The organism is Streptomyces sp. LaBMicrA B280, from assembly GCF_049222185.1.
Classification (GTDB): Bacteria; Actinomycetota; Actinomycetes; order Streptomycetales; family Streptomycetaceae; genus Streptomyces; species Streptomyces murinus.
In genome coordinates, this window is record NZ_JBMJCT010000006.1 from 50,318 (window position 1) to 76,309 (window position 25,992).

Genomic DNA, 25,992 nt, shown 5'->3' on the forward strand with positions numbered 1-25,992 from the left:
GCGACCGGCCCTGGCCGGATACGGCGGGGCCGTTCAGAACAGCGGCTCGGGAAGCACCCCCTCCAGGGCGAGCAGCTGCCGCTTGGTCTCCAGACCGCCCCCGAAACCCCCGATCCCGCCGTCGCTCTCGACCACCCGGTGGCACGGCACGACCACCGGCAGCGGATTGGCGCCCATCGCCACGCCGACCGCCTGCGCCCCACCGGGCTGCCCGACCCGGCCGGCGAGATCGCCGTACCCCACCACGCTGCCGTACGGCACCCCGGACGCCAGCTCCCGGAGCACCTGCCGGTTGAACCCGGAGATCAGCGACCAGTCCAGCGGCAGCTCGAAGTCCTGCCGCGCACCGGCGAAGTAAGCCCGCAGCTGCTGTATCGCCTCGACCAGCACCGGAGCCCGCGGATCCGCCACGGGCGTGCTGCCGAACCGGGTCGCCAGTCGCTCCAGCGTCCGCTCGCGCACCGCGTCGGTGGCGTGGAAGACCACGTTGACCAGTCCGTTCCTGGTCGCCGCCAGCATCAGCGGGCCGATGCCGGTCTCGACGACGGCCCACACCACCCGCTGCTCGTCCTGCCCATGGCTGTCCATGCGCCCACAGTACGACCCACCACTGACAACGCCCGCCGGTCCGGTGCCGCCCGCCCCCGGCACGCCCGGTCGAGGCCCGGGTCACTTGGTGCTCAGAGCCGCCCGCACCACGTCCGCCTTGCTGCTGATGATCCCGTCGACGCCGTACCCGGCGACCTTGCGGGCGGTGGCCTTGTCGTCCACCGTCCAGGCGTACACCCCGAGCGGCCGGCCGTGCGGCCCGCGGACACCGTGCACCGCCGACACGTACGACTTGGTGAGCGATCCGTACGACGGGTTGACCAGGTCGACGAAACGCGCGTACCGCTTCAGCTGCGACACCGGGGGCGTCCCGAGATAGGCCGTGGTCAGCGCGGGCTTCAGCTCATGGACGGTCCGCACGCTGTCCGCGCTGAAACTCTGCACGACCAGCCGCTTCAGATGATCGCGGTCCAGCCAGCCCTCGTTGCCGAGGACCTTCAGGATCTGCTGTTCGATGCCTGGATACAGCTCCGGGTTCTTGACCTCCAGCAGCAGGCTCTCGTGATTGTGCTCGACCCGGCGCATGTACTGCTCCAGGGTCGGCACGCGCGTGCCCGCGAAGGCGGGGGCGAACCAGCTGCCCGCGTCCAGCCGGGCGATCTCGGCGGCGGTGAAGTCCTTCACCTTCCACGGCGCCCGGCCGGGGAAGACCTTCTCGGCGTTCGTGGTGCGCTTCAGGCTGTCGTCGTGGATGACCACCAGTTCGCCGTCCTTGGTGCGCTGGACGTCGTTCTCGACCCAGGTGGAGCCCAGCCGCGCCGCCGTGTCGATCGAGGGCAGCGTGTTCTCGGGAGCGTGGGCGGGGGCACCCCGGTGGGCGATCACCAAGGGCGGCCGAACGCCCGCCTTGGCGTCGGAGGTGAGACTCACCAGGGCCACCGCGGACAACACGGCCAGGACCACGGCGGCCAGAACGGCGACCAGGCGCGCGCGCATGCTTACTCCTCGCGTCGAACGAAAACCCACGCCGGACCGGCGACCGACAGCACCAGAGTGACAGCAGAGAGCCAACGGTACGCGACCGTACGAAGGCCACATATCGCAGGAAGACGCCTCCAGGTGCTCACCGGTGCCCCACAACTGGGGCAAGGCCGTGTTTCTTTGTCGGAAAGTCGTTCGACCATTCCGGTGGCAGTCATACTCTCTGCGACACCCCCGGCCGCCCGCGCGGTCCTGGTACGGCGCGGATTTTCAGGGTTTCCGGGACATACGAGGGCGAAGGGCAGCCGCGGATGCAGGGCACGGTCGACGGTTTCGGCTACGGGGCCGTCACCCCGTTGGTGGCCTATCTGATGGCCTGCCTCGGTGGCGCCCTCGGGCTGCGCTGTATCACCCGGTCCTTGCTGGTCACGCATGCGCGGCGGCCGGCCTGGCTGGCCCTCGGCGCCGCCGCGCTCGGCTGCGGCACCTGGACCATGCACTTCGTCGCCATGATGGGCTTCAGCATCGTGCAGGCGCCGGTCCACTACGACGAGCCGGTCACCTACGCGAGCCTCGGACTCGCCGTCGTCATGGTCGGCGTAGGAGTCTTCATCGTCGGCTACCGGGGTGCCACCGGGGCACCGCTCTTCACCGGCGGCACCGTCACCGGACTGGGCGTCGCCTCGATGCACTACCTCGGCATGGCCGGGATGCGCTTCCACGGAAGCTTCGCCTACAGCACGCCCAAAGTCGTCGCCTCCGTCGCCATAGCGGTCGCCGCCGCCACCGCCGCCCTGTGGGCCGCCGGACGCGCCCGCGGACTGCTGCCGAGCGTGGGGGCGAGCCTCCTGATGGGCCTCGCCGTCAGCGGCATGCACTACATGGCCATGGCCGCCCTCAGCGTCCACCTGGACGGCACCGCCGAGACCACCGCCGACACGCCGGACGCGTCCGCGCTCGTACCCATGCTGCTCGGCCCCCTGGTCCTCCTGGTCCTCGCCGGGGTCGTCGTGATCCTCGACCCGATGCTGGTCCTGCGCCACCCCGACCGGGCGCCCGCCCTGCCCGCCCCCGGCGTCCCGGCCGCTTCCCTCACTCCCCGCACCCGCCCCCTCCCCGCCCCTCACCAGCACCGACACCCCGACCCCAGGCCCGTACGGCAGGGCGCCCGCACCCCGCAGAACCGCTGACCGGGACCCGTTGTCAGTGGGGGGTCGTACGGTTGATGGCATGCGGCCCGTTTCCCACATCGAACGCACGGTGGCGCCCATCGAGGTCGTCAGTCCCTACCAGCCCAGCGGCGACCAGCCGACGGCCATCGCCGACCTGGCCAAGCGCATCAAGGCCGGCGAGAAGGACGTCGTCCTGCTGGGCGCGACCGGCACCGGCAAGTCCGCCACCACCGCGTGGATGATCGAGAAGCTCCAGCGCCCCACCCTGGTGATGGCGCCGAACAAGACCCTGGCCGCCCAGCTGGCCAACGAGTTCCGCGAGCTCCTCCCGAACAACGCGGTCGAATACTTCGTCTCGTACTACGACTACTACCAGCCCGAGGCGTACGTCCCGCAGTCGGACACCTACATCGAGAAGGACTCCTCGATCAACGAGGAGGTCGAGCGGCTGCGCCACTCGGCGACCAACTCGCTGCTCACCCGCCGTGACGTCGTCGTGGTCGCCTCGGTGTCCTGCATCTACGGCCTGGGCACCCCGCAGGAGTACGTGGACCGCATGGTCCCGCTCAGAGTCGGCGACGAGATCGACCGGGACGATCTGCTGCGCCGCTTCGTCGACATCCAGTACACACGCAACGACCTGGCCTTCACCCGCGGCACCTTCCGCGTCCGCGGCGACACCATCGAGATCTTCCCGGTCTACGAGGAGCTCGCCGTCCGCATCGAGATGTTCGGCGACGAGATCGAGGCGCTGTCCACGCTCCACCCGCTCACCGGCGAGATCATCAGCGACGACCAGCAGCTGTACGTCTTCCCCGCCTCCCACTACATCGCAGGCCCCGAGCGCATGGAGCGGGCCGTCAACGACATCGAGAAGGAGCTGGCCGAGCGCCTGGCCGAGATGGAGAAGCAGGGCAAGCTCCTGGAGGCCCAGCGGCTGCGGATGCGCACCACCTACGACATCGAGATGCTCCGCCAGATCGGCACCTGCTCCGGCGTGGAGAACTACTCGATGCACTTCGACGGCCGCCTGCCCGGCTCCCCGCCCAACACCCTGCTCGACTACTTCCCGGACGACTTCCTGCTCGTCATCGACGAGTCGCACGTCACCGTCCCGCAGATCGGCGCGATGTACGAGGGCGACGCCTCCCGCAAGCGCACCCTCGTGGAGCACGGCTTCCGCCTGCCCTCCGCCCTGGACAACCGGCCCCTGAAGTGGGAGGAGTTCCAAAAGCGCGTCGGGCAGACCGTCTACCTGTCGGCCACCCCGGGGAACTACGAGCTGTCGCGCTCCGACGGCGTCGTCGAACAGATCATCCGCCCGACCGGCCTGGTCGACCCCGAGGTCGTGGTCAAGCCCACCGAGGGCCAGATCGACGACCTGGTGCACGAGATCCGCAAGCGCACCGACAAGGACGAGCGCGTCCTGGTCACCACGCTCACCAAGAAGATGGCCGAGGACCTCACCGACTACTTCCTGGAACTGGGCATCCAGGTGCGCTATCTGCACAGCGACGTCGACACCCTGCGCCGCGTGGAACTGCTGCGCGAACTGCGCGCCGGTGAGTACGACGTCCTGGTCGGCATCAACCTGCTGCGTGAGGGCCTCGACCTGCCCGAGGTCTCCCTGGTGGCGATCCTCGACGCCGACAAGGAGGGCTTCCTGCGCTCCGGTACCTCGCTGATCCAGACCATCGGCCGCGCGGCGCGCAATGTCTCCGGCCAGGTCCATATGTATGCCGACAAGATCACCCCGGCGATGGACCGCGCCATCGACGAGACCAACCGCCGCCGTGAGAAGCAGATCGCCTACAACAAGGCCAACGGCATCGACCCGCAGCCGCTGCGCAAGAAGATCAACGACATCGTCGCGCAGATCGCCCGGGAGGAGGTCGACACCGAGCAGCTCCTCGGCAGCGGCTACCGCAAGTCGAAGGACGGCAAGGGCGCCAAGGCCCCCGTGCCCGCGCTGAGCGACAAGGCGGTCAAGGGCGGCAAGGCGGCCAAGGGCGCGAAGGGCAAGGCCGCGGCCACGGTGCCGACGGACCGTCCGGCGGCCGAACTCGCCGAACAGATCGAGGAGATGACCGAGCGCATGCGCGCCGCCGCCGCGGAGCTCCAGTTCGAGATCGCGGCCCGGCTGCGTGACGAGGTCTCGGAGATGAAGAAGGAGCTGCGCCAGATGCGGGAGGCGGGCATCGCCTGATCCACGAGACGCCGCCGGACCTCGGCATACGCGCCGAGTGTTGCAACACCGACACAAAGCGCGGGCCGGGGTGCGGCGGTGTCGGTGCCCCTGCGTAGGGTTCTGATCAGCCGCGCGGTCTGCGGCAACAGGGGACCTTCGAGAGGGGATTCAGCCGTGTCCGTCAACTTGAGCAAGGGTCAGGCCATCAGCCTGGAGAAGAACGACGGGGGCACCCTCACCGCGGTCCGTATGGGGCTGGGCTGGCAGGCGGCCAAGCGCCGCGGTCTGTTCGGTTCGCGCACCAAGGAGATCGACCTGGACGCCTCCGCGGTGCTCTTCGCGGAGAAGCAGCCGGTCGACGTCGTCTTCTTCCGGCACCTGGTGAGCGACGACGGATCGGTGCGCCACACCGGCGACAACCTGGTGGGCGGCGTCGGCCAGGGCGGCGACGACGAGGCGATCCTCGTCGACCTCCAGCGCGTCCCGGTCCACATCGACCAGATCGTCTTCACCGTGAACTCCTTCACGGGCCAGACCTTCCAAGAGGTGGAGAACGCGTTCTGCCGCCTGGTGGACGAGTCCAACGGCCAGGAACTCGCCCGCTACACGCTGGCCGGCGGCGGCGAGTACACCGCCCAGATCATGGCCAAGGTGCACCGCGCGGGCTCCGGCTGGACGATGACCGCCCTCGGCACCGCCGCCAACGGGCGCACCTTCCAGGACCTGATGCCGGCGATCCTGCCGCACCTGTAGCCGCGGATCCGGCGGGCGGGGCTTCACCACGACACGACGCGGGGGCGACGGGGATGACGGCCGAGCTGGTGCGGGGACAGAACCACCCATTGCCCCAGGTCCGGCTGGAGATCCGGATCTCGGCCGGGGTCCCGGTCCTGGCCGGGGCCACGCTGGGCGACGAGAACGGCACGCTGCACGGCCCCCAGCGGGTCGCCCACCCCGGCGCCCCCACGCTCCCCGGTGTCGAGGCCCCCCGGCGGACGGCGGCCGAACACCGCCTGGCCGTGGACCTGTCGGTCGTGCCCGAGGCCGTCCACCGGGTCGGTGTCTTCCTCGCCCTGCCCACCGGGACCACGGGCCCGCTCCGGTTCGGCGCCGTCCCCGCCCCGCACATCACGGTGCACGGCCCCGACGGCACCGAGATCGCCCGCTACACCGTCAGCGGCCTGGACACCGAGGCGGCCCTGATCGCCCTGGAGCTGTACCGCAGACAGGGCGCCTGGAAGATCCGCGCGACGGGCCAGGGCTACGCCGACGGCCTCCCCGCCCTCCTCGCCGACCAGGGTCTGCCCGAGGCCGACACGCTCGCCGCCGCCATACAAGCGACCACGTACCCCGGCCCCACGACCACGTACGACCACGGCACGCACCGCGAGGAAGACGCGGGCCGCGACCCGTACGACACCCCGGCACCAGCGGACGTGCCCACCCTCGGCGGCCCGATCGACTACTCCCATCCCCGCCGGCCCCGGCACACCGCACCACCCCCGCCCGCGGCCTCCCCGGTCTCCGACGGACAGCCCGTCCTGCCGGTCGCGGGCGACGCCGTGGGCTGGTCGCTGGAGGAGCGGCTGTACAACCAGGTCTGGGGCATGTTCGAGGACCTGTCGCGCACCACGGCCGCGTATCGCGGCGCCGTCGACTTCGCCGACAGCCGCCTGGAGAGGGAGCTCGACCAGGCCCTCGCCGACCCGCGCGCCCGACTCGGCGACAGGAACGCGGCCGCGCGCGAGGCGGCCCGGACCCGCCGGGACCAGCTGGCCGATCAGGCGCGCGCCGCCCTTGACCGCGACCTCGCCCAGCTCACCGCGGAATCCGAGGTGGTGGAACCGGCGCTCCCGCCCGCCTACGCCCGCTGGGACAGCCCCGCCTGGCACGGCTACCGCGTGCCCACCGAGCCGCCGATGGCGCTCCGGATCGGCGATCTGCATCTGCCGGAGAGCCTGCCGTTGCGCATCCCGCTGCTGGTCAGGCTGCCGCTGGAATGCGGTCTGTGGATCGACAGCGGTGCCACGGCCATGCCCGAGGGCTCCTTCGCGGACTCGGCCGCGCTGCGGCAGGCGGCCATGGAGACGGCGGTGACGCTCGCGGTCCGGCTGCTCGCCGTGCACCCGGCGGGGGAGTTCACCGTGCGGATCATCGACCCGGCCGGCGCGGGGGCCCGCGCGCTGTGGCCGCTGACCGGCGCCGGAGTCCTCGCGGCACCGCCCGCGACCGGGGCGGCGGGTGTCACGGAGGTGCTGGAACGGCTCACCCGGCGGGTCGACCTGGTGCAGATGGCGGTGCGGGGTGGCGCGGCCGGGTCACTGCCGGACGACGTGGGCAGCGCACGGCAGCTGCTGATCGTCAACGACTTCCCGCACGGCTTCGACGACCGGGCCATCACACGACTGCGCTACCTCGCGGACGAGGGCCCGGCGGTCGGCGTGCACCTCGTGCTGGTGGCGGACCGTGCGGACGCCGCCGCCTACGGCCCCCTGCTGGACCCGCTGTGGCGCTCGCTGATGCGCCTCACCCCGGTCCCCGACGAGTACGTCGCCGACCCCTGGGTCGGCCATGCCTGGACCTATGAGCCCGCGCTCGTGCCGGTTGGCAGCCGGATCGTGGAACACGTGCTCGGTGAGGTCGCCAAGGCATTGATCAAGGAAAAGTAAAGCCGCTCTGACCTGGGAGTTTGAGCTTTTCTTTGCGATTCACTTTACCAATGCTTGGTGATTGAGGTACTGTCTTCGAAGCGGAGGGGAGTACTCCCTGACTGCGGCGCACCCGTCAATACGGACCGGTTCCGGTCCCGGGGCGTCGGCCCCGTGCGGGTGGAAGAGACCTCCGGCAGTGACAACGCATCTGTGCTTGCCATCTCGAAATGCCGGAGGTTGCCGTGGACGTTTCCATGACCCTGTGGGTCCTGACCATCGTGGGCCTGGCCGCCCTGATCGGATTCGACTTCCTCATAGGGCGCAAGCCCCATGAGGTGTCGATCAAAGAAGCAGGCATCTGGACCGTCGTCTGGATCGTCCTGGCCGGTCTCTTCGGCCTCGGCCTGTTCCTCTTCGGCGGCGGACAGCCGGCCGGTGAGTTCTTCGCGGGCTACATCACCGAGAAGTCGCTGAGCGTCGACAACCTCTTCATCTTCGTCCTGATCATGACGAAGTTCGCGGTTCCCGCGCTCTACCAACGGCGCGTCCTGCTCGTCGGCGTCCTCATAGCCCTGGTGCTGCGAGCGGTGTTCATCGCCGCCGGAGCCGCGATCGTCACCAGCTTCTCCTGGGTGTTCTACCTCTTCGGCGCCTTCCTGATATGGACCGCCTGGAAGCTCGTCCAGGAGGCCCGGACCGACGACGAGGGCGAGGAGGAGTTCGAGGAGAACCGGCTGCTGAAGGCCGCAGAACGCAGGTTCGGCGTGGCCGACCGGTACTACGGCACCAAGCTGTGGATCCGGCAGAACGGCAAGCGGATCATGACCCCGATGCTGGTCGTGATGCTCGCCATCGGCACCACCGACATCCTGTTCGCCCTGGACTCGATCCCCGCGATCTTCGGCCTGACCCAGGACCCGTACATCGTCTTCACCGCCAACGCCTTCGCCCTGATGGGCCTGCGCCAGCTGTACTTCCTCCTCGGCGGCCTGCTGAAGAAGCTGGTCCACCTCTCGTACGGCCTGTCGGTCATCCTCGGCTTCATCGGCGTGAAGCTGGTGCTGCACGCCCTGCACGAGTCGGGCGTCCCGGCGCCCGAGATCAGCATCCCGGTCTCGCTCGGCGTGATCTGCGCGGTCCTGGTCGTCACCACGGTCACCAGCCTCATGGCCTCCAGGAAGCAGGCGGCCGTCGCGGCGGGCGCCGGTTCCGAAGACGCCGGGAAGAAGGAGTCCGTGGACGTCTGAGGCCACGGCGCGCACGGCGGCTCGTGAGGGCCGCCGCACACGGAGGGTTCTCTGCTTGCGGAGGACCCTCCTTCGGACACGATCGGACACGCGGAGCCCGGCCCGAGCGGGCCCGGCGCGCCGCAGGGAAGGGACGGAAGCATCCGGAACGAACAGAATGCGAACCATGTGACACTCTGCGACGATCGCGGCATGATCACTTGGCTGCGATCGCTCGCCCGGCGATGGACGATCCCCGTGCCGGTGCTCGCGGTCGTCCTGCTGATCCTCACCTGGCACCGTGCCATGCCAGGCCCGGTCATCGCCCTGGTGACGGTGGTGCTCGCCGGGGCCGTCCTCGCGGCGGTGCACCATGCCGAGGTGATCGCCCACCGCATCGGCGAACCCCTCGGCTCCCTGGTGCTGGCCATCGCCGTCACCGTCATCGAGGTGGCGCTGATCGTCACGCTGATGGCCGACGGCGGTGACAAGAGCTCCACCCTGGCCAGGGACACCGTCTTCGCCGCCGTGATGATCACCTGCAACGGCATCGTCGGCATCTGCCTGCTCGTCGCCTCGCTGCGGCACGGCACCGCCGTCTTCAATCCCGAGGGCTCCGGCGCCGCGCTCGCGACGGTCGCCACCCTGGCCACGCTGAGCCTGGTGCTGCCGACCTTCACCACCAGCAAGCCGGGGCCGGAGTTCTCCACGCTCCAGCTGACCTTCGCCGCACTGTCCTCACTGATCCTCTACGGCCTGTTCGTGACCACCCAGACGGTGCGGCACCGGGACTACTTCCTGCCCATCACCCGCCAGGGCGAGGTCATCAACAGCGAGGACCACGCCAGCCCCCCGTCCAAGCGCACGGCCCTGATCAGCCTGGGCCTGCTCGCCCTCGCGCTGATCGGCGTGGTCGGCCTGGCCAAGGGCGTGTCACCCGCCATCGAGACGGGCGTGGCGGCGGCCGGCCTGCGCCAGGCCGTCGTCGGTGTGATCATCGCCCTGCTCGTGCTGCTCCCGGAGACCATCGCCGCGTTGCGGGCCGCGCGCCGGGACCGGGTGCAGACCAGCCTCAATCTCGCGCTCGGCTCGGCGATGGCCAGTATCGGACTGACCATCCCCGCCGTGGCGCTGGCCTCCCTCTGGCTGCCGGGACCGCTCGTCCTCGGCCTCGACCCCGTCCATATGCTGCTGCTCGCGCTGACGGTGGTGGTCGCCTCCCTGACCGTGGTGCCGGGCCGGGCCACCCCCTTGCAGGGCGGTGTCCATCTGGTGCTGTTCGCGGCCTACCTGGAGCTGGCGATCAACCCCTGACCGAGCCGGCCACCGGCTCCACCGCGGGCACCGGCGCCGGATGCGTCTCGGGCAGCAGCGCGAAGCATCCCAGGCTGAGCAGCGCCATGCCGGTCAGATAGCCGCCCACGCCCCAGGGGACGCGCCCGCCGTCCTGTACGAGCGCCGTGGCCACGATCGGGGTGAGCGCGCCGCCGAGCACCCCGCCGAGGTTGTAGCCCACCGCGGCGCCCGTGCAGCGCACCCGGGCGTCGAACAGCTCCGGCAGATAGGCCGAGACCACCGAGAACACGGTGACGAAAGCGAGCAGCGCGCCCAGCATCCCGAGGAACATCAGCAGCGGCTCACCGGTCGCCAGCAGCGAGACCATGGGCAGCATCCACAGGGCGCAGGCCGCGCAACCGGTCATGCACAGCGGCCTGCGCCCGTAGCGGTCGCCGAGCAGCGCCGCCGCGGGGATGAGCGGGGCCTGCACGAGCACCGCCGCCATGACGCAGGTCAGCATGACGCTCCGGCTCACGTCGAGCCGTTCGGTGGCGTACGACAGCGACCAGGTCGTCACCGCGTAGAACACCGCGTACCCGGCGGACAGCGCCCCCGCGGCCAGCAGCACCAGCCGTCTGTGGTGCCGTACGACCTCCATGAAGGGCACGCGCGCGTGGTCGTCGATCTCCAGGAACCGGGGGCTCTCGGCGAGCGACGAACGCAGCCACAGCCCCGCCAGCGCGGGCACCGCGGCCGCCCAGAACGGCACCCGCCAGCCCCACTGCCCGAACTGCGCGTCGGAGAGCCCGGTGGACAGCGCCAGCATCACCCCGTTGGCGAGCATGAAACCGAGCGCCGGCCCCAGCTGCGGAATGCTCGACCACAGGGCGCGCCGTCCGGCGGGCGCGTGCTCGACGGTGAGCAGTACGGCCCCGCCCCACTCGCCGCCGAGGCCGAGCCCTTGGAGGAACCGCAGCAGCAGGAGCAGCACGGGTGCGGCCACGCCGATCGAGGCGTACGAGGGCACACAGCCCACCGCGATCGTCGAGGCGCTGGTGAGCAGCAGCGAGGCGAGGAGCACCGGCCGCCGTCCGCGCCGGTCCCCGAGGTGCCCGAACAGCACCGAGCCGAGCGGCCTGGCCAGGAAACCCACGCCGAACGTCGCGAACGCCGCGAGCGTCCCGGTGGCCGGCGAGAAGGAAGGGAAGAACAGCGGGCCGAGGACCAGCGCGGCCGCGGTCCCGTAGGCGTAGAAGTCGTAGAACTCGACCGCGGTGCCGGCGAGGGATGCGGCGGCCAGGCGCGGCAGAGAGGCGGTGGTGACAGCGCGTACGTCGTGCATGGTGCCTCAACTACCCACCGTGATCACGAGTTACGGGGGCGTACAGGGGTGACCGAGTGGTCGAAGCGCGCGCCCGGGGCGAGTGGGGCAGGGGCCGGAGCGCACGCCGGAGCCGTGATAGACCGGGGCGAGCGGCGGTCGCGGACGCACCGCCCTGAACGACCGGAGGAACCGTGCCCCGCACCCTGGCCAACGCCCCGATCATGATCCTCAACGGGCCCAACCTGAACCTGCTGGGCCAGCGCCAGCCGGAGATCTACGGCAGGGAGACCCTCGCCGACGTCGAGACGCTGTGCGCCGAGGCGGCGGCCGCGCACGGTGGCACGATCGACTTCCGGCAGTCCAACCACGAGGGCGAACTGGTCGACTGGATCCACGAGGCACGCCTGGACCACTGCGGCATCGTCATCAACCCCGGTGCCTACTCGCACACTTCGGTGGCGATCCTGGACGCGCTCAACACCTGCGACGGCATGCCCGTCCTCGAGGTGCACATCTCCAACATCCACCGGCGCGAGACGTTCCGGCACCACTCGTACGTCTCGCTGCGTGCCGACGGCGTGATCGCGGGCTGCGGCGTGCAGGGCTACGCGTTCGGCGTCGAGCGTGTCGTGGCGCTGCTGGGGGCCGCGCGGGCCGACGCGTAGCCGGGAGCTACAGGCGGCCCGCCTCGACGATCCGCCGCAGGAAGCGCCGGGTGCGTTCCTGCTGCGGATCCCCGAACACCTGCTCAGCGGTGCCGTGTTCGAGGACGATCCCGCCGTCCAGGAAGCACACCTGGTCGGCGACGTCCCGCGCGAAGCCCATCTCATGGGTGGCCAGCACCATGGTCATGCCCTCGTCCTTCAGCCCCCGGACCACCTCCAGCACCTCGCCCACCAGTTCGGGGTCGAGCGCGGCCGTGATCTCGTCCAGCAGCAGCAGCCGGGGACGTACGGCGAGGGCCCGTACGATCGCCACCCGCTGCTGCTGGCCGCCGCTGAGCCGGTCCGGGTAGGCATCCGCCTTGCCGTCCAGCCCGAGGCGCTCCAGCAGCCCCCTGGCGCGCTCCTCGGCCTCGGCGCGGGAGACGCCGTGCACCCGGCGCGGGGCGAGCGTGATGTTGTCCAGCACGGTCATGTGCGGGAAGAGGTTGTACGCCTGGAAGACCACGCCGATCCGGCGCCGCACCGCGTCCTGGTCGGCCCGGGGATCGGTGATCTCCTCGCCGTCCAGCCAGATCGCGCCGTCGTCGATCTCCTCCAGGAGGTTGGCGCACCGCAGCAGCGTCGACTTGCCGGACCCGGAGGCGCCGATCAGCGCGGTCACCGTGTGCGGCGCGACCTCCAGGTCGACATCCCGTAGGACCACCGACTCGCCGAAGGTCTTGCGGACCGACTCCATGCGCAGCACGGGTGCGTCGCTCATAGGGATCCCCCCTGTTCCCGCTTCCGGTCCAGCCGGGCCGTCACCCAGTCCGTGAAGCGGGTCATCGGAATGGTCAGCGCCACGAACACGAGGCCCGCCACGATGTACGGCGTGTAGTTCAGGCTGCGGCCCACGATGATGTCGGCCGCCCGTACGGCGTCCACCGCGCCGCCGATCGACACCAGGCCGGTGTCCTTCTGCAGCGACACCAGGTCGTTGAGCAGCGGCGGCACCTGCCGGCGCACCGCCTGGGGCAGCACCACGTAGCGCAGGGCCTGGCGGTTGGTCAGGCCCAGCGAGCGGGCCGCCGCGCGCTGGGAGGGATGGATCGACTCGATACCGGCCCGGAACACCTCGGCGACATACGCCGAGTACGTCAGCGTCAGCGCCGTACCGCCGAGCAGCACCGGATCGACCGTCACGCCCTGGAGCCGCAGCGCCGGCACGCCCAGCACCACGATCATCAGATTGATGATCAGGGGCAGCCCGCGGAAGAAGTCGGTGTACGCCGCCGCCAGCACCCGCAGCGGGAAGAACACCGGGCCGCGCAGCGTGCGCGCGATCGCGATCAGCATGCCGAGGACCAAGACAGCGACACCGCAGATCAGCAGCAGGCGGACGTTCAGCCACAGTCCTTCGAGGACCTTCGGGAGTGCCTCGCGCGCGTACTGGGCGCTGAAGAACGTCTCCTTGGTGCGCGGCCAGCCGGGCGCGTCGACCACGACCAGGTAGAGCACGGCGGCGGTGACCAGGGTGGACAGCGCCGCGACGGCCGTCGCGCGGCGGGTCCGTGCCCGCTTGTGGCGCTCGCGCTCCAGCCGCCGCGCGGAGGGGACGTAGTCGTCGCCGGGCATGCCGTCCTTGTCGTCGGCCCCCTCTCGCGCCGACTCGCCCTTGGTGAAGGTCACTTGAGCACCGGGGCGCCGACGGCGTCGGACAGCCACCGCTGGTCGAGCCGCGCCAGCGTGCCGTCCTTGCGCAGGGCGTCGACGGCGCCGCTCACGCACGGGGTCAGCGCGCTGCCCTTGTCGAGCACCAGGCCGAACTGCTCGGGCGTGCCGCCCTGGTGCTCGAACTGGCCGACGATCCTGGCGTTCGTCACCTCGGCCGAGGTGATGTAGAACGCGGTCGGCAGATCGGTGACGACGGCGTCGACCTGGCCGTTCTTCAAGGCGGACTTGGCCTGGTCGTTCTTGGCGTAGACGGCGGGTTCCTGCTTCGGCTTCACCACGTCGGTGATGTAGTCGAGGCTGGTCGTGCCCACCTGGGCGCCCAGTTTGAGGCCGCGCAGGTCCGCGATGCTCTTCGCCTCGGCCGCCTTGCCGCCCTTGAGCGCGATGACGGCCTGGCGCACGTCGTAGTAGCCGGAGGAGAAGTCGACGGCCTTTTTGCGTTCGGCACTGATCGAAACCTGGTTGATGTCGAAGTCGAAGGTCTTCACGCCGGGCGCGAACGCCTTGTTGAAGGGCACGCTCTGCCAGACCACCTTGTCCTTGCCGTACCCGAGCTGCTCGGCCACGGCGTAGGCGACCGCGGATTCAAAGCCCTTGCCGTTGGCGGGCTTGTCGTCCTTGAACCAGGGCTCGTAGGCGGGTTCGTCCGTCGCGATGGTCAGTTTCCCGGACGTCTTGGTGGCCTGCTTGCCCTTGGCGCAGCTCGCGGCGGCCGAACCGGGCGCGGTGGCCGACGACTTCGCCTCCGGCTGCGGGGCGCAGCCGACGGCGGTGGCGAGCAGGGCGACGGTGGCGACCGCTACCGCGCGGCGCACTGTGCGAGGGACGAGGTGCATGGCGGGAGAGTGGCAGCGAACTCCGCCTTTGTCGAGGTCACGACCATTTTTGTCCGCATAGTGGGAGCGGGTGTTGCGGCCGTGTGAACGCGGGCCGGGGCGGCGGCACATGGGCCCCGGCCCGGGCCGCCGGTCAAGGGCAGGGTGGGCGGACCGGCGGCCCTGCCGCTCGGGAGCCGTCCTCCCGGGCGGGGCCGCGACCAGTTGACCGCGTGTCACTGGGTCGGGGGAGCGTGCGCGGGTGCCGGGCACGTGCGAAGCGTTCACACGGGGCGCGCGGGGCGGTGTTCACGCCGCGCGCGTGCCGGTCGTACGGCATCCCTTTACGGGCGGCCGGAGTTCACCACCCGCGCGCGTGCCACTCCGGCAGATGCGGGCGCTCGGCGCCGAGCGTGGTGTCGTCGCCGTGTCCCGGGTAGACCCAGGTCTCGTCCGGCAGCGCGTCGAAGATCTTCGTCTGCACGTCGTGGATCAGGCTGGCGAACGCCTTCGGGTCCTTGCGCGTGTTGCCGACGCCGCCCGGGAAGAGGCAGTCGCCGGTGAAGACGTGCGGATGGCCGTGCGGGTCGTCGTAGACCAGCGCGATGGAGCCCGGCGTGTGGCCGACGAGGTGGCGCGCGGTGAGTTCCACCCGGCCCACCCGGATGACGTCGCCGTCGTCCACGAGCACGTCGGTGGCCACCGGGATGCCGGGCGCGTCCTCGCGGCCGGCATGCGTGCGCGCGCCCGTCGCGGCCACGACCTCGGCGAGCGCCTGCCAGTGGTCGCCGTGCTGGTGGGTGGTGACGACGGATGCGATGCCGTCGTCACCGATCATCCCCAGGAGCGTCCGCGGCTCGTTCGCGGCGTCGATCAGGAGCTGCTCGTCGGTGGCCCGGCAGCGCAGCAGATAGGCGTTGTTGTCCATCGGCCCGACCGCGATCTTCGTGATCATCAGGTCCTTGAGCTCATGCACATCCGCCGGTCCGCCGACCCTGACCTCGCCCGTGTACGTCATGGTGATCAGCCTATGCCGTTCGCGACGGCGGCGACGCCTCACCGGCACAAGCGGTCCGAACCGCGTACATCCTCACCGGATCACGTGGATATCCGGCAGCACGGAGGCGTCGACACCCTCCCGCTCGAGCACCCGCCGGGCGAGCTCTCGCGCCCGGCCCCACCCGGCGTCCTCGAACAGGGCCGCCGTGGCCCATCGGTCCGGGGAGGGGGCGCGGGTCATCTCGTCGAAGATCGAATCGATCGCCCTCAGATCGGGCAGGGCAGCGGGGTGGAGGAGGCCCTCCTCCACCAACTGCCCGGCCATACGGAAGCCGTGATCGAGATCGAGCGCGATCTCATCCGTCACGACACCGTGTCTCTCCAGCCACGCCGCCTGCGCCGACGCGGACGCGGCGACGACGGTGAGCGCCTCTGTCAGGAGGCGACGGCGAAACGTGGCATCAGGAGTCCTCACGCCTTGATCGTCACACACCTCCGAACCGGAGCGCCCACCTTTTCGCCCGGCGTCTTCGTGCGGCACCTTCGTCCGGCACCTTCGCTCGTCACCTTCGTCCGGCGCGGGCGACCGCCCTGCCGTGCCGCGGGTTCAAAACCTAGAGCGGCGGGAGCTTCGGCAGGGTGTCGCCGTCCGTCGTCAGGGCGGAGCCGTCGCGGCGGCCGGCGAGCCAGCCCACCAGGTCGGCCGGGGTGCCCGTGACCGTGACCTCGGGCTTGTCCGCGGGCCTGCCCGTGGTCCACTCGTGTGTGCCGTCCGTCACGCGGGTCGCGGGGACATCGGGGTCGCCGGAGAAGCGCCGGGTCAGGAAGTCGCTCTCGCGCTCCAGGAACTCGGCCGGGAGGTCCTCCAGGTCGTACCCGATCCCGAGGTCCACATGGTGCAGCTCCACCTCGATCCACCGGCGGAACGGCACCCGGGCCGCGTCGTCGGTGACCCCGTTGCGCAGCTCCACCGTCCGCGTCCAGTCCGCGGGCGCGTCCCCCGCCGCCCGGAACCGCTCCGTGCTCGCGCGCAGGTCGGCGAGCTGGGTCTCCAGGGGGCGCGGGGCGCCGTTGTCGATGTCGGCGTCCCGCGCCTCGGCGCTCGCGTACATGGGACGGCCCTCGAGGACGTTCACGAGCGCGTCCGCGTTGCGGGCGAGATGGGCGAGGACATGGCCGCGGCTCCAGCCGGGAAGCCGTGACGGCTCGGCGAGTGAGGCGTTGTCCAGTTGAGCGACCGCGTTGAGCAGCCGCTCGGTCGCGTCACGTACACATGCCAGGTCATGAGCGTGATCAATCATGGGCTCGACCCTAGCCCTGTCACACATTCGGGTGAAGCTGGTGAAGCTCGTCCGTAATTCGAATGCGCGTGCTATATGGTCGAAGGCGGCGTCGGGCATGCTGGAAGGCCGGGGGTTGTTATGCAACCGAGCAATCCGACCGGCGTTGTCAGTGGCTCCCCCTAGTGTGAAGAGGCACAGGGGCTTCGCCCCTGTCACTTCCCCCAAGAAAGGTGCGGACCGGCGTGGCCGACCGTCTCATCGTCCGTGGCGCGCGCGAGCACAACCTCAAGAATGTCTCGCTCGACCTGCCTCGTGACTCGCTCATCGTCTTCACGGGTCTGTCCGGGTCGGGCAAGTCCTCCCTGGCCTTCGACACGATCTTCGCCGAGGGCCAGCGGCGCTACGTGGAGTCGCTTTCCTCGTACGCACGGCAGTTCCTCGGACAGATGGACAAGCCGGACGTCGACTTCATCGAGGGCCTGTCCCCGGCGGTCTCCATCGACCAGAAGTCGACCTCGCGCAACCCCCGCTCGACCGTCGGCACCATCACCGAGGTCTACGACTACCTTCGGCTGCTCTTCGCGCGGATCGGCAAGCCGCACTGCCCCGAGTGCGGCCGCCCGATCTCTCGCCAGTCGCCGCAGGCCATCGTGGACAAGGTCCTGGAGCTGCCGGAGGGGAGCCGCTTCCAGGTGCTCTCGCCGCTGGTGCGCGAGCGCAAGGGCGAGTTCGTCGATCTCTTCTCCGACCTCCAGACCAAGGGCTACTCCCGCGCGCGGGTGGACGGCCAGACCGTCCAGCTGTCCGAACCGCCGACCCTGAAGAAGCAGGAGAAGCACACCATCGAGGTGGTCGTGGACCGCCTCACGGTGAAGGACTCCGCCAAGCGCCGCCTCACCGACTCCGTGGAGACCGCCCTCGGCCTGTCCGGCGGCATGGTCGTGCTCGACTTCGTGGACCTCCCCGAGGACGACCCCGAGCGCGAGCGCATGTACTCCGAGCACCTGTACTGCCCGTACGACGACCTGTCCTTCGAGGAGCTGGAGCCGCGCTCCTTCTCCTTCAACTCGCCCTTCGGCGCGTGCCCCGAGTGCACCGGCATCGGCACCCGCATGGAGGTCGACGCCGAGCTGATCGTCCCGGACCCCGACAAGTCCCTGGACGAAGGCGCCATCCACCCCTGGTCGCACGGACACACCAAGGACTACTTCGGCCGTCTGATCGGCGCCCTCGCGGACGCCCTCGGCTTCCGTACGGACATCCCGTTCGCGGGCCTGCCGCAGCGCGCCAAGAAGGCCCTGCTGTACGGCCACAAGACCCAGATCGAGGTGCGCTACCGCAACCGGTACGGCCGCGAGCGGGTCTACACCACGCCCTTCGAGGGCGCGGTGCCCTTCGTCAAGCGCCGGCACAGCGAGGCCGAGAGCGACGCCAGCCGCGAGCGCTTCGAGGGCTATATGCGCGAGGTGCCCTGCCCCTCCTGCGAAGGCACCCGCCTGAAGCCGATCGTCCTCGCCGTCAGCGTCATGGGGAAGTCGATCGCCGAGGTCGCGGCGATGTCCATCAGCGACTGCGCGGAGTTCCTGGGCGAGCTGAAGCTGAGCGCCCGCGACAAGAAGATCGCCGAACGCGTGCTGAAGGAGGTCAACGAGCGACTGCGCTTCCTGGTCGACGTCGGCCTGGACTACCTCTCGCTCAACCGCGCGGCCGGCACCCTCTCCGGTGGCGAGGCCCAGCGCATCCGCCTGGCCACCCAGATCGGCTCCGGCCTGGTCGGCGTGCTGTATGTGCTGGACGAGCCCTCCATCGGGCTGCACCAGCGCGACAACCACCGGCTGATCGAGACCCTGGTGCGGCTGCGCGACATGGGCAACACGCTCATCGTCGTGGAGCACGACGAGGACACCATCAAGGTCGCCGACTGGGTGGTGGACATCGGCCCCGGCGCCGGTGAGCACGGCGGCAAGGTGGTGCACAGCGGTTCCCTGAAGGAGCTGCTCGCCAACACCGAGTCGCAGACCGGTGCCTACCTCTCCGGCCGTAAGGCCATCCCGCTCCCGGACGTCCGGCGGCCCCGCGACCCCGCGCGCCGGCTCACCGTGCACGGCGCCCGTGAGAACAACCTCCAGGACATCGACGTGTCCTTCCCGCTGGGCGTGTTCACGGCCGTCACAGGCGTCTCGGGATCGGGCAAGTCGACCCTGGTCAACGACATCCTGTACACCCACCTGGCGCGTGAGCTGAACGGCGCGCGCACCGTTCCCGGCCGCCACACGCGCGTGGCGGGCGACGACCTGGTGGACAAGGTCGTCCATGTCGACCAGTCGCCGATCGGCCGCACCCCGCGGTCCAACCCGGCGACGTACACCGGTGTCTTCGACCACGTCCGCCGCCTGTTCGCCGAGACCACCGAGGCCAAGGTGCGCGGCTACCAGCCCGGGCGCTTCTCCTTCAACGTCAAGGGCGGCCGCTGCGAGAACTGCGCGGGCGACGGCACCATCAAGATCGAGATGAACTTCCTCCCGGACGTCTACGTCCCGTGCGAGGTCTGCCACGGCGCCCGGTACAACCGGGAGACCCTGGAGGTCCATTACAAGGGCAAGTCCATCGCCGAGGTGCTGAACATGCCGATCGAGGAGGCCATGCACTTCTTCGAGGCGGTCCCGGCGATCTCCCGTCACCTGAAGACGCTGCACGACGTCGGCCTCGGCTACGTCCGCCTCGGCCAGTCCGCCACCACGCTGTCCGGCGGCGAGGCCCAGCGTGTCAAGCTCGCCAGCGAACTCCAGAAGCGCTCCACCGGACGCACGGTCTATGTGCTGGACGAGCCGACCACCGGTCTGCACTTCGAGGACATCAGCAAGCTGCTGAAGGTGCTCGGCGGCCTGGTCGACAAGGGCAACACGGTCATCGTCATCGAGCACAACCTCGACGTGATCAAGACCGCCGACTGGCTCGTGGACATGGGCCCGGAGGGCGGCGCCGGCGGTGGCCTGGTGGTCGCCGAGGGCACGCCCGAGGAGGTCGCCGGGGTCCCGGCCAGCCACACCGGCAAGTTCCTGCGCGAGATCCTCGGCGCCGACCGGGTCAGCGACGCGGAGCCCGTGAAGGCGCCGCGCGCCACCAGGAAGACGGCCGCGGCCAGGACACCGGCCAAGAAGACGGTGACGGCCAAGGCCAACAACACGGCGACCAAGAAGGCCGCTGCGGCCACGAAGAAGACGGCCACGAAGAAGACGGCTGCGAAGAAGACGGCCACGAAGAAGGCGACGCCCGCGAAGAAGACGACGCGGGCGAGCAAAGCCTGACATCGGGTCAGAAAAGTGGCGCCCCGCGGGAACTCCCCGCGGGGCGCCGTTCGTTCCACCATCAGCCGCACGAACCGGCGGCCGCTCCTTGACAAGAGCAGACGGAATACGGACGGCTCACACGGCGCCCAGCTCGCCCGCGTACGGCGGCTCGGCCCCCGCCCGAGAACAGGTGATCGCCGCCGCACGCGCCGCGAAGCGCAGCAGCCGCGCCCAGCCCTCCGTCCCGAGGGCGGCCGGCGCCTCCCGTGACAGCGCGTCCAGGGCGGCCAGACCGTGCAGCAGCGCCGCGTTCACCGTGTCACCGGCGCCGATGGTGTCCACGACGTCGACCTTCTCACCGGGCACGGAACACTCCCCGCCGTCCCGGGTGTACACGGTCAGGCCCTCGCCGCCCCGGGTCACCACCACGGCCGACGGACCCTCGGCCAGCCATGCGCGCGGCGTCCCGCCCAGCCACGCCGCGTCCTCCGCGGACACCTTCAGGAGCGTCACCGAGGGCAGCCAGCTCGCGAAACGCGCCCGGTAGGCGTCCGCGTCCGGGATCAGCCCCGCGCGGATGTTGGGGTCGAGCGCGGTGAACAGCCCCTGCCCCGCCGCCCGGTGCAGCAGCTCTTCATAGGCGCTCGCCCCCGGTTCCAGGACGAGCGACAGGGTGCCGAAGGACACCGCGCGAGTGTCCGCGGGGAGCGAGGCGGGCGCGGTGAAGAGACGGTCGGCGGTGCCGTCGACATGGAAGGAGTACGACGCCGAGCCGTCGCCGTCGATCGTGGCCACCGCGAGAGTCGTCGGCTCCGGCCCGCGCTGGACGCCCGCCACCTCGACCCCGGCCCGCCGCAGCCCGTCGAGCAGGGCCTCGCCGAAGGCGTCGTACGACGTCCGGGAGCAGAAGGCGGTGGGGGAGCCGAGCCGCCCGAGGGCCAGGGCGGTGTTGTACGGGCCGCCGCCGGGCGCCGGTTTCAGGGCCGCGAGGGCGCCGGGGCCCTGCGGTACCAGGTCGATCAGTGCCTCACCGGCGACGACGATCACGAGGTGGTTCCCTTCTCGGACGGGGGCTCGGGCGGGATCTCGGACAGGGCGGACGCCGCGGGGTGCGCGGCCGCCTCAGGCCGCTCGGGTTCCTCCGGGCAGCCGCAGGATGTGCGGTGGACGAACGCGCAGGGCAGCCGCACGGTCCGGGACGGCCGGTTGGGCTCGGCCAGGCGTTCCAGGAGCAGTCGTACGGCCCGGGCGCCCAGTTCCCTGCTGGGCTGGGCGATGGCGGTGAGCCGGGGCGAGAAGAGGTCGGCCCAGGGGAAGTCGTCGAAACAGCCCAGGGCGATGTCGCCGGGCACGGACCGGCCGTGTCGGCGCAGGGCGCGCAGAGCGCCGAGGGTCATCGCGTTGTTGGCGGTGACGAGCGCGGTGGGCGGATCAGGGAGCGCGAGCAGGGCGGTGGTGGCCCGCTCGGCACCGGCGGACTCGGAGCTGCCGGACACCAAGAGACGGTCGTCGTGCGCCAGGCCCGCGGCGGCGAGGCCGTCCAGATAGCCCGTGACGCGCTCACGTGTCGTGCTGAGCCCCGGCAGCCCGGCGATCAGGCCGACCCTGCGGTGCCCCAGCCCGGCGAGATGGGCGACGAGGCGGGCCGTCGGCTCGGCGCTTTCCGCACAGACCTGATCGAAGAAAGGGGCGCCCGCGGCCGTGGTGGCCCCCGTCCCGTCGCCGGATCCGGGCGGATCGACCAGCCGGTCAAGGAAGACGGTCGGTACGGCATGGCGGCCGAGGTAGTCGACCAGCTCGCCCGGCCGCGCGGACGGGGCGACGATCATGCCGTCCACCCGGCGCTCATGCAGGAGCTGCGCGACCTCGCGCTCCCGCACGGGGTCGTCGTGCGGATCGGCAAGGAGCAGCCCGTAGCCGGCCTCCAGGGCCGCGGTCTCGACACCCTGGAGGATCTCGGTGAAGTACGGATTGCTGACCGCCGACACCGCGAGCCCGATGGAGCGGGTGCGCGCGGTGACCAAGGAGCGGGCCAGGGTGTTGGGGGTGTAGCCGAGGACGTCCACGGCGTCCAGGACGGCCCGACGGGTGCCGGGCGAGACCGGGCGGGTGCCGTTGAGGACGTGCGAGACGGTCGCCACGGAGACTCCGGCGCTCCGCGCGACGTCCGCCATGGTGGCCATCGTGCCCCCTTCCCGCAGCCCGCCGTACGGGCGCTCGGCCGGGAACGTACCCCATCGGCCGACCCCGCGTAAACGCTTGCGCAAGCGTTTACGCGCTCGATCCCGCCCTACGGGACGCACCTTCCCGCGCTCTGTCGTCCCGCTGCCGTCGCGCACCGCACCCCGCCCCAGGGCCGGATTCCCGCCCCGGTATCGTCGCCGTGTACACCCCTTGACCAGTGGAGTTCGAGATGCCTACGCGTCCTTCCGCGAGCCGTCGTACCGTCCTTCGAGGGGCCGCCGTGGTCCCGGTCGCCGGGCTCGGCCTGGCCGCGTGCTCCGGGCCGGGGGGCGGCGGATCGGCCGCCACCCCGACCGCGCCGGTGGACCTCGGCGCCGAGAGCGACGTCGCCAAGGGCGGGGCCAAGCTGTACAAGGACCACAATGTGGTGGTCAGCCGGGACAAGAGCGGCACGCTGAAGGCGTACAGCACGGTCTGCACGCACGCAGGCTGCCCGATCAACAAGCTCCAGGGCACGACCCTGATCTGCCCCTGCCACGGCAGCGAGTTCGACGCCGTGACCGGCAAGGTGGTCCAGTCACCGGCCACCGAGCCGCTGACGGAGCTGTCGGTGAAGACGCAGAACGGCAGGATCGTCGCCGGCCCGGCCGCCTGATTCCCCCTGCGTCGCCCGGCCTCAGAGCCTGATCGGCCGAGGGGCGACGCGGCCCTGCGCCACCGGGGCCGGGCCCGGGTTCAGCGGGGCCAGTCCCACGCGATGCCCACGATGCCCGGCCGAATGCGCGGCTCGACCACATGGGCGCAGTGGTGCGGCCCGGTGACGGTGAGTTCCTGCCGGGCGCTGCGCGGGGCCTCCGGCGAGTGCTGGGTGAAACGCCGGCAGCGCATGGGCAGCGCGGCCGCGTCGAAGCGCACCTGGAGCGCGTACTGACCGCCGGGCGCGTCGAAGTGGTGCAGATACTCGTGGGCGGCCTCGGCCGTGCCGTCCTCGACGGCGTACCGGAAGAGGAAGGTGTCGCCGGCCCGTAGCCGGGTGTCGAAGAGCAGCTCGGCCACCAGCACTCCGGCGTCCTGATCCCGGCGGACACGGCCCGTGCGGCAGTTCTCCAGGGCCCGCACCCTTGTCTCGTGCGGGGCGCAGCCGGGATCACCCCGGTGGACGACCAGGAAGCGGTCGACGCCGTCGCGGTGGGCGCGCACGATGTGATGGGCCTCGCGGGCCACCAGCTCCCGCCCGGCGCCGATCCGGACGCACTCATGGTGGCCCAGGGTGTGCAGCCCGCTGTCGGCCGGCCGGTCCAGCTCGGCCCTGAGCCGGTCCAGCACGCCCGCGGCCTCGACCAGCGAGCGGTACGAGCGGCCCGCGAGGGTGTCGGCCTCCCCGCGCGGGTCGGACCCGGCGAGCAGCCGGGTCAGGGACTCGTCCGGCAGCTGGAGGATCTCCTCCAGGGCGCGGACGGCGCGCAGCGACTCCGGGCGCTGGGGGCGGCGGGCGCCCTGCTGCCAGTAACTCAGGCTGGTCACACCCACTTTGACGCCGTGGCGCGACAGATGGTGCTGGACGCGCTGGAGCGGCAGCCCGCGCGCGGCGATCGCGGCGCGCAGCGCCACGTGGAAGGGGCCGCCCCGCAGGGCCGTGTCCAGTTCCCCGATGGGGAGGTCCGCGTGCTCTGGGGCATGCCGCATGCCGTGGGGCCTTTCTGTCGGTTTCACTACGGCTGGTCAGACCGTCTGCGCGGATGTGCGGGGCCACCCCCGTGGCGTCGTGGACACCTGTGGCTGCGCGCGCCGCGCCCCTTCCTGCGCGGGCCGGCCCCTCCGAGTTCCCCCGCATTGAAGCGTGTTGACCAGAACCCGACAACACCTTGGGGTCGTACGCCCCGTACTACTGGCCGGACCGTGTCCCTCGGCGGCTCGTCGGCGCCGGCGGGCGGGACCTGAGGCGTCCCGCGCGGGGCCCGCCGGACGGGCCGCGTGGCCGGGGTTATCCACAGGCCCGACGCGGTGTCGGCGCTCGCCAGTAGGGTGTGAGACATGGCCGATCCCTCCAGCTACCGCCCCAGGCCGGGTGAGATCCCGGACACCCCCGGGGTGTACAGGTTCCGTGACGAGCACCGCCGGGTGATCTACGTCGGAAAGGCGAAAAGCCTGCGCCAACGCCTGGCGAACTACTTCCAGGACCTGGCGAACCTGCACCCGCGCACCCGGACGATGGTGACCACCGCCGCGTCCGTGGAATGGACCGTGGTGTCCACCGAGGTCGAGGCGCTGCAGCTGGAGTACTCCTGGATCAAGGAGTACGACCCCCGCTTCAACGTCAAGTACCGCGACGACAAGAGCTACCCGTACCTCGCGGTGACGATGAACGAGGAGTTCCCGCGCGTCCAGGTGATGCGCGGTCACAAGAAGAAGGGCGTGCGGTACTTCGGGCCGTACGGACACGCGTGGGCCATCCGGGACACCGTCGACCTGCTGCTGCGGGTCTTCCCGGTCCGCACCTGCTCGGCGGGCGTGTTCAAGAACGCCGCCCGCACCGGCCGCCCCTGTCTGCTCGGCTACATCGGCAAGTGCTCCGCCCCCTGCGTCGGCCGGATCAGCCCCGAGGACCACCGCGACCTGGCCGACGAGTTCTGCGACTTCATGGCCGGCCGCACCGGCACCTACCTCCGCCGTCTGGAGAACCAGATGACGGAGGCGGCCGAGGACATGGAGTACGAGCGTGCCGCCCGGCTGCGCGACGACATCGGAGCCCTGAAGAAGGCCATGGAGAAGAGCGCGGTCGTGCTCGCCGACGCGACCGACGCCGACCTCATCGCGATCGCCGAGGACGAACTGGAGGCGGCCGTGCAGATCTTCCATGTGCGCGGCGGCCGGGTGCGCGGCCAGCGCGGCTGGGTGACCGACAAGGTCGAGGAGATCACGACCGGCGCCCTGGTCGAGCACGCCCTCCAGCAGCTGTACGGCGAGGAGACCGGGGACGCCGTGCCCAAGGAGGTGCTGGTCCCGGCGCTGCCCGAGCCGGTCGAGCCGGTCCAGGAATGGCTGACCGGCCGCCGCGGGTCGAATGTGTCGTTGCGCATCCCGCAGCGCGGCGACAAGAAGGCGCTCATGGAGACCGTGCAGCGCAACGCCCAGCAGACGCTCGCCCTGCACAAGACCAAGCGCGCCTCCGACCTCACCACCCGTTCGCGCGCCCTGGAGGAGATCGCCGACGCCCTCGACCTGGACAGCGCCCCGCTGCGCATCGAGTGCTACGACATCTCGCACCTCCAGGGGGACGACGTGGTCGCCTCCATGGTCGTCTTCGAGGACGGCCTCCAGCGCAAGGGCGAGTACCGCCGCTTCCAGATCAAGGGCTTCGCGGGCCAGGACGACGTCCGCTCCATGCACGAGGTGATCACCCGCCGCTTCAAGCGGTACCTCGCGGAGAAGGAGCGGACGGGGGAGTGGGCCGACGGCCAGGAACCGGGCACCGACGGCGAGGCCGTCCGCATGGATGACGGGGCGGCGCCCGCCGAGGCCGGCGTCACCCTGGCGGGCGAGGGAGCCGCCCCCGCGAACACCGGGATCCCGCTCACGGACGAGAGGCCCGCGCCGACCGGCGCCGGGGCCACGCCCGTCGACGCCGGCACCGCGCCGGAAGACGCCCCGGAGATCGGAAGAGCGTCGCCGGG

At 70.9% G+C, this 25,992-nt stretch carries 21 protein-coding genes and 1 pseudogene; 10 read left to right on the top strand and 12 right to left on the bottom strand.

Annotation, left to right across the window (positions count from 1 at the left end; genetic code table 11):
* Window positions 1–33: 33 nt before the first annotated feature.
* Together ACLF5H_RS05815 and ACLF5H_RS05820 are read right to left on the bottom strand one after the other, a co-directional pair.
* The gene (locus ACLF5H_RS05815) at window positions 34–588 is read right to left on the bottom strand and encodes a methylated-DNA--[protein]-cysteine S-methyltransferase (RefSeq protein ID WP_421674981.1); all 555 of its coding nucleotides are present in this window, start codon (window positions 586–588) and stop codon (window positions 34–36) included.
* An 81-nt stretch (window positions 589–669) separates the two neighbouring features.
* Window positions 670–1,545: a glycerophosphodiester phosphodiesterase gene (locus ACLF5H_RS05820; protein WP_421674982.1), complete on the bottom strand. Its 876-nt coding sequence runs from the start codon at window positions 1,543–1,545 to the stop codon at window positions 670–672.
* Between the two features lie 296 nt (window positions 1,546–1,841).
* Between ACLF5H_RS05820 and ACLF5H_RS05825 the strand changes: the two genes are divergently transcribed.
* The 6 genes from ACLF5H_RS05825 to ACLF5H_RS05850 all read left to right on the top strand — a co-directional run bounded on the left by ACLF5H_RS05825 (window position 1,842) and on the right by ACLF5H_RS05850 (window position 10,081).
* Window positions 1,842–2,720 (top strand): MHYT domain-containing protein, encoded by an 879-nt coding sequence (locus ACLF5H_RS05825; RefSeq protein WP_421674983.1) that lies wholly within the window; start codon window positions 1,842–1,844, stop codon window positions 2,718–2,720.
* Window positions 2,721–2,760: 40 nt separating this feature from the next.
* Window positions 2,761–4,908 carry an excinuclease ABC subunit UvrB gene (uvrB, locus tag ACLF5H_RS05830; RefSeq protein WP_421674984.1) on the top strand — a complete coding sequence of 716 codons (2,148 nt, stop codon included), beginning with the start codon at window positions 2,761–2,763 and terminating at the stop codon, window positions 4,906–4,908.
* Window positions 4,909–5,064: 156 nt separating this feature from the next.
* Window positions 5,065–5,643 (top strand): TerD family protein, encoded by a 579-nt coding sequence (locus ACLF5H_RS05835; RefSeq protein ID WP_037662684.1) that lies wholly within the window; start codon window positions 5,065–5,067, stop codon window positions 5,641–5,643.
* Window positions 5,644–5,696: 53 nt separating this feature from the next.
* A complete protein-coding gene (locus ACLF5H_RS05840) occupies window positions 5,697–7,559 on the top strand; it encodes a TerD family protein (protein WP_421674985.1) in 1,863 nt (620 codons plus the stop codon).
* Between the two features lie 224 nt (window positions 7,560–7,783).
* Window positions 7,784–8,788 (top strand): TerC family protein, encoded by a 1,005-nt coding sequence (locus ACLF5H_RS05845; protein WP_421674986.1) that lies wholly within the window; start codon window positions 7,784–7,786, stop codon window positions 8,786–8,788.
* A gap of 192 nt (window positions 8,789–8,980) precedes the next feature.
* A complete protein-coding gene (locus ACLF5H_RS05850; RefSeq protein ID WP_421674987.1) occupies window positions 8,981–10,081 on the top strand; it encodes a calcium:proton antiporter in 1,101 nt (366 codons plus the stop codon).
* On the opposite strand, the gene ACLF5H_RS05855 is transcribed toward ACLF5H_RS05850, so the two are convergent.
* Entirely contained in the window at window positions 10,071–11,387 is a 1,317-nt protein-coding gene (locus ACLF5H_RS05855) for an MFS transporter (protein ID WP_421674988.1), read from the bottom strand. The two genes, ACLF5H_RS05850 and ACLF5H_RS05855, sit on opposite strands and share 11 nt — an antisense overlap.
* A 173-nt stretch (window positions 11,388–11,560) precedes the next feature.
* On the opposite strand from ACLF5H_RS05855, the gene aroQ reads away from it, so the two are divergent.
* The gene (gene aroQ, locus ACLF5H_RS05860; protein ID WP_421674989.1) at window positions 11,561–12,034 is read left to right on the top strand and encodes a type II 3-dehydroquinate dehydratase; all 474 of its coding nucleotides are present in this window, start codon (window positions 11,561–11,563) and stop codon (window positions 12,032–12,034) included.
* 7 nt (window positions 12,035–12,041) lie between these two features.
* Here aroQ and ACLF5H_RS05865 read toward each other — a convergent pair whose 3' ends face one another.
* The 6 genes from ACLF5H_RS05865 to ACLF5H_RS05890 all read right to left on the bottom strand — a co-directional run bounded on the left by ACLF5H_RS05865 (window position 12,042) and on the right by ACLF5H_RS05890 (window position 16,862).
* Entirely contained in the window at window positions 12,042–12,794 is a 753-nt protein-coding gene (locus ACLF5H_RS05865) for an amino acid ABC transporter ATP-binding protein (RefSeq protein WP_421674990.1), read from the bottom strand.
* Window positions 12,791–13,702 (bottom strand): amino acid ABC transporter permease, encoded by a 912-nt coding sequence (locus tag ACLF5H_RS05870; RefSeq protein WP_421674991.1) that lies wholly within the window; start codon window positions 13,700–13,702, stop codon window positions 12,791–12,793. The genes ACLF5H_RS05865 and ACLF5H_RS05870 overlap by 4 nt, the downstream gene beginning before the upstream one ends.
* Window positions 13,699–14,583: an ABC transporter substrate-binding protein gene (locus ACLF5H_RS05875; RefSeq protein ID WP_421674992.1), complete on the bottom strand. Its 885-nt coding sequence runs from the start codon at window positions 14,581–14,583 to the stop codon at window positions 13,699–13,701. The genes ACLF5H_RS05870 and ACLF5H_RS05875 overlap by 4 nt, the downstream gene beginning before the upstream one ends.
* A 340-nt stretch (window positions 14,584–14,923) precedes the next feature.
* Window positions 14,924–15,580 (bottom strand): MBL fold metallo-hydrolase, encoded by a 657-nt coding sequence (locus ACLF5H_RS05880; protein WP_086807233.1) that lies wholly within the window; start codon window positions 15,578–15,580, stop codon window positions 14,924–14,926.
* Window positions 15,581–15,652: 72 nt separating this feature from the next.
* Window positions 15,653–16,102, bottom strand: a complete 450-nt coding sequence (locus ACLF5H_RS05885) for a hypothetical protein (protein ID WP_421674993.1) — start codon at window positions 16,100–16,102, stop codon at window positions 15,653–15,655.
* A gap of 73 nt (window positions 16,103–16,175) precedes the next feature.
* Window positions 16,176–16,862 (bottom strand): maleylpyruvate isomerase family mycothiol-dependent enzyme, encoded by a 687-nt coding sequence (locus ACLF5H_RS05890; protein ID WP_421674994.1) that lies wholly within the window; start codon window positions 16,860–16,862, stop codon window positions 16,176–16,178.
* A gap of 224 nt (window positions 16,863–17,086) precedes the next feature.
* On the opposite strand from ACLF5H_RS05890, the gene uvrA reads away from it, so the two are divergent.
* Window positions 17,087–20,152 carry an excinuclease ABC subunit UvrA gene (gene uvrA / locus ACLF5H_RS05895; RefSeq protein ID WP_421674995.1) on the top strand — a complete coding sequence of 1,022 codons (3,066 nt, stop codon included), beginning with the start codon at window positions 17,087–17,089 and terminating at the stop codon, window positions 20,150–20,152.
* A 117-nt stretch (window positions 20,153–20,269) separates the two neighbouring features.
* Here the strand turns inward: uvrA and ACLF5H_RS05900 are convergent, their stop codons facing one another.
* Window positions 20,270–21,181 (bottom strand): carbohydrate kinase family protein, encoded by a 912-nt coding sequence (locus tag ACLF5H_RS05900; protein WP_421674996.1) that lies wholly within the window; start codon window positions 21,179–21,181, stop codon window positions 20,270–20,272.
* Window positions 21,178–22,317 (bottom strand): LacI family DNA-binding transcriptional regulator, encoded by a 1,140-nt coding sequence (locus tag ACLF5H_RS05905; protein WP_421674997.1) that lies wholly within the window; start codon window positions 22,315–22,317, stop codon window positions 21,178–21,180. The genes ACLF5H_RS05900 and ACLF5H_RS05905 overlap by 4 nt, the downstream gene beginning before the upstream one ends.
* 230 nt (window positions 22,318–22,547) lie before the next feature.
* On the opposite strand from ACLF5H_RS05905, the gene ACLF5H_RS05910 reads away from it, so the two are divergent.
* On the top strand, window positions 22,548–22,973 hold the full coding sequence (locus ACLF5H_RS05910) for a Rieske (2Fe-2S) protein (RefSeq protein WP_421674998.1): 426 nt from the start codon (window positions 22,548–22,550) through the stop codon (window positions 22,971–22,973).
* Window positions 22,974–23,053: 80 nt separating this feature from the next.
* Here ACLF5H_RS05910 and ACLF5H_RS05915 read toward each other — a convergent pair whose 3' ends face one another.
* Window positions 23,054–24,004 (bottom strand): hypothetical protein, encoded by a 951-nt coding sequence (locus ACLF5H_RS05915; RefSeq protein WP_421674999.1) that lies wholly within the window; start codon window positions 24,002–24,004, stop codon window positions 23,054–23,056.
* A 348-nt stretch (window positions 24,005–24,352) separates the two neighbouring features.
* Between ACLF5H_RS05915 and uvrC the strand changes: the two are divergent.
* Window positions 24,353–25,780 (top strand): annotated as a pseudogene (gene uvrC / locus ACLF5H_RS05920) (excinuclease ABC subunit UvrC); the annotation flags it as partial.
* Window positions 25,781–25,992 lie beyond the last annotated feature (212 nt).

Bases quoted from the DNA above. Each gene is read 5' to 3' on its own strand.
- ACLF5H_RS05815 (WP_421674981.1), bottom strand. From the start codon at position 588: ATGGACAGCCATGGGCAGGACGAGCAGCGGGTGGTGTGGGCCGTCGTC.
- ACLF5H_RS05820 (WP_421674982.1), bottom strand. From the start codon at position 1,545: ATGCGCGCGCGCCTGGTCGCCGTTCTGGCCGCCGTGGTCCTGGCCGTG.
- ACLF5H_RS05825 (WP_421674983.1), top strand. From the start codon at position 1,842: ATGCAGGGCACGGTCGACGGTTTCGGCTACGGGGCCGTCACCCCGTTG.
- uvrB (WP_421674984.1), top strand. From the start codon at position 2,761: ATGCGGCCCGTTTCCCACATCGAACGCACGGTGGCGCCCATCGAGGTC.
- ACLF5H_RS05840 (WP_421674985.1), top strand. From the start codon at position 5,697: ATGACGGCCGAGCTGGTGCGGGGACAGAACCACCCATTGCCCCAGGTC.
- ACLF5H_RS05850 (WP_421674987.1), top strand. From the start codon at position 8,981: ATGATCACTTGGCTGCGATCGCTCGCCCGGCGATGGACGATCCCCGTG.
- ACLF5H_RS05855 (WP_421674988.1), bottom strand. From the start codon at position 11,387: ATGCACGACGTACGCGCTGTCACCACCGCCTCTCTGCCGCGCCTGGCC.
- ACLF5H_RS05865 (WP_421674990.1), bottom strand. From the start codon at position 12,794: ATGAGCGACGCACCCGTGCTGCGCATGGAGTCGGTCCGCAAGACCTTC.
- ACLF5H_RS05875 (WP_421674992.1), bottom strand. From the start codon at position 14,583: ATGCACCTCGTCCCTCGCACAGTGCGCCGCGCGGTAGCGGTCGCCACC.
- ACLF5H_RS05880 (WP_086807233.1), bottom strand. From the start codon at position 15,580: ATGACGTACACGGGCGAGGTCAGGGTCGGCGGACCGGCGGATGTGCAT.
- ACLF5H_RS05890 (WP_421674994.1), bottom strand. From the start codon at position 16,862: ATGATTGATCACGCTCATGACCTGGCATGTGTACGTGACGCGACCGAG.
- ACLF5H_RS05905 (WP_421674997.1), bottom strand. From the start codon at position 22,317: ATGGCCACCATGGCGGACGTCGCGCGGAGCGCCGGAGTCTCCGTGGCG.
- ACLF5H_RS05910 (WP_421674998.1), top strand. From the start codon at position 22,548: ATGCCTACGCGTCCTTCCGCGAGCCGTCGTACCGTCCTTCGAGGGGCC.
- ACLF5H_RS05915 (WP_421674999.1), bottom strand. From the start codon at position 24,004: ATGCGGCATGCCCCAGAGCACGCGGACCTCCCCATCGGGGAACTGGAC.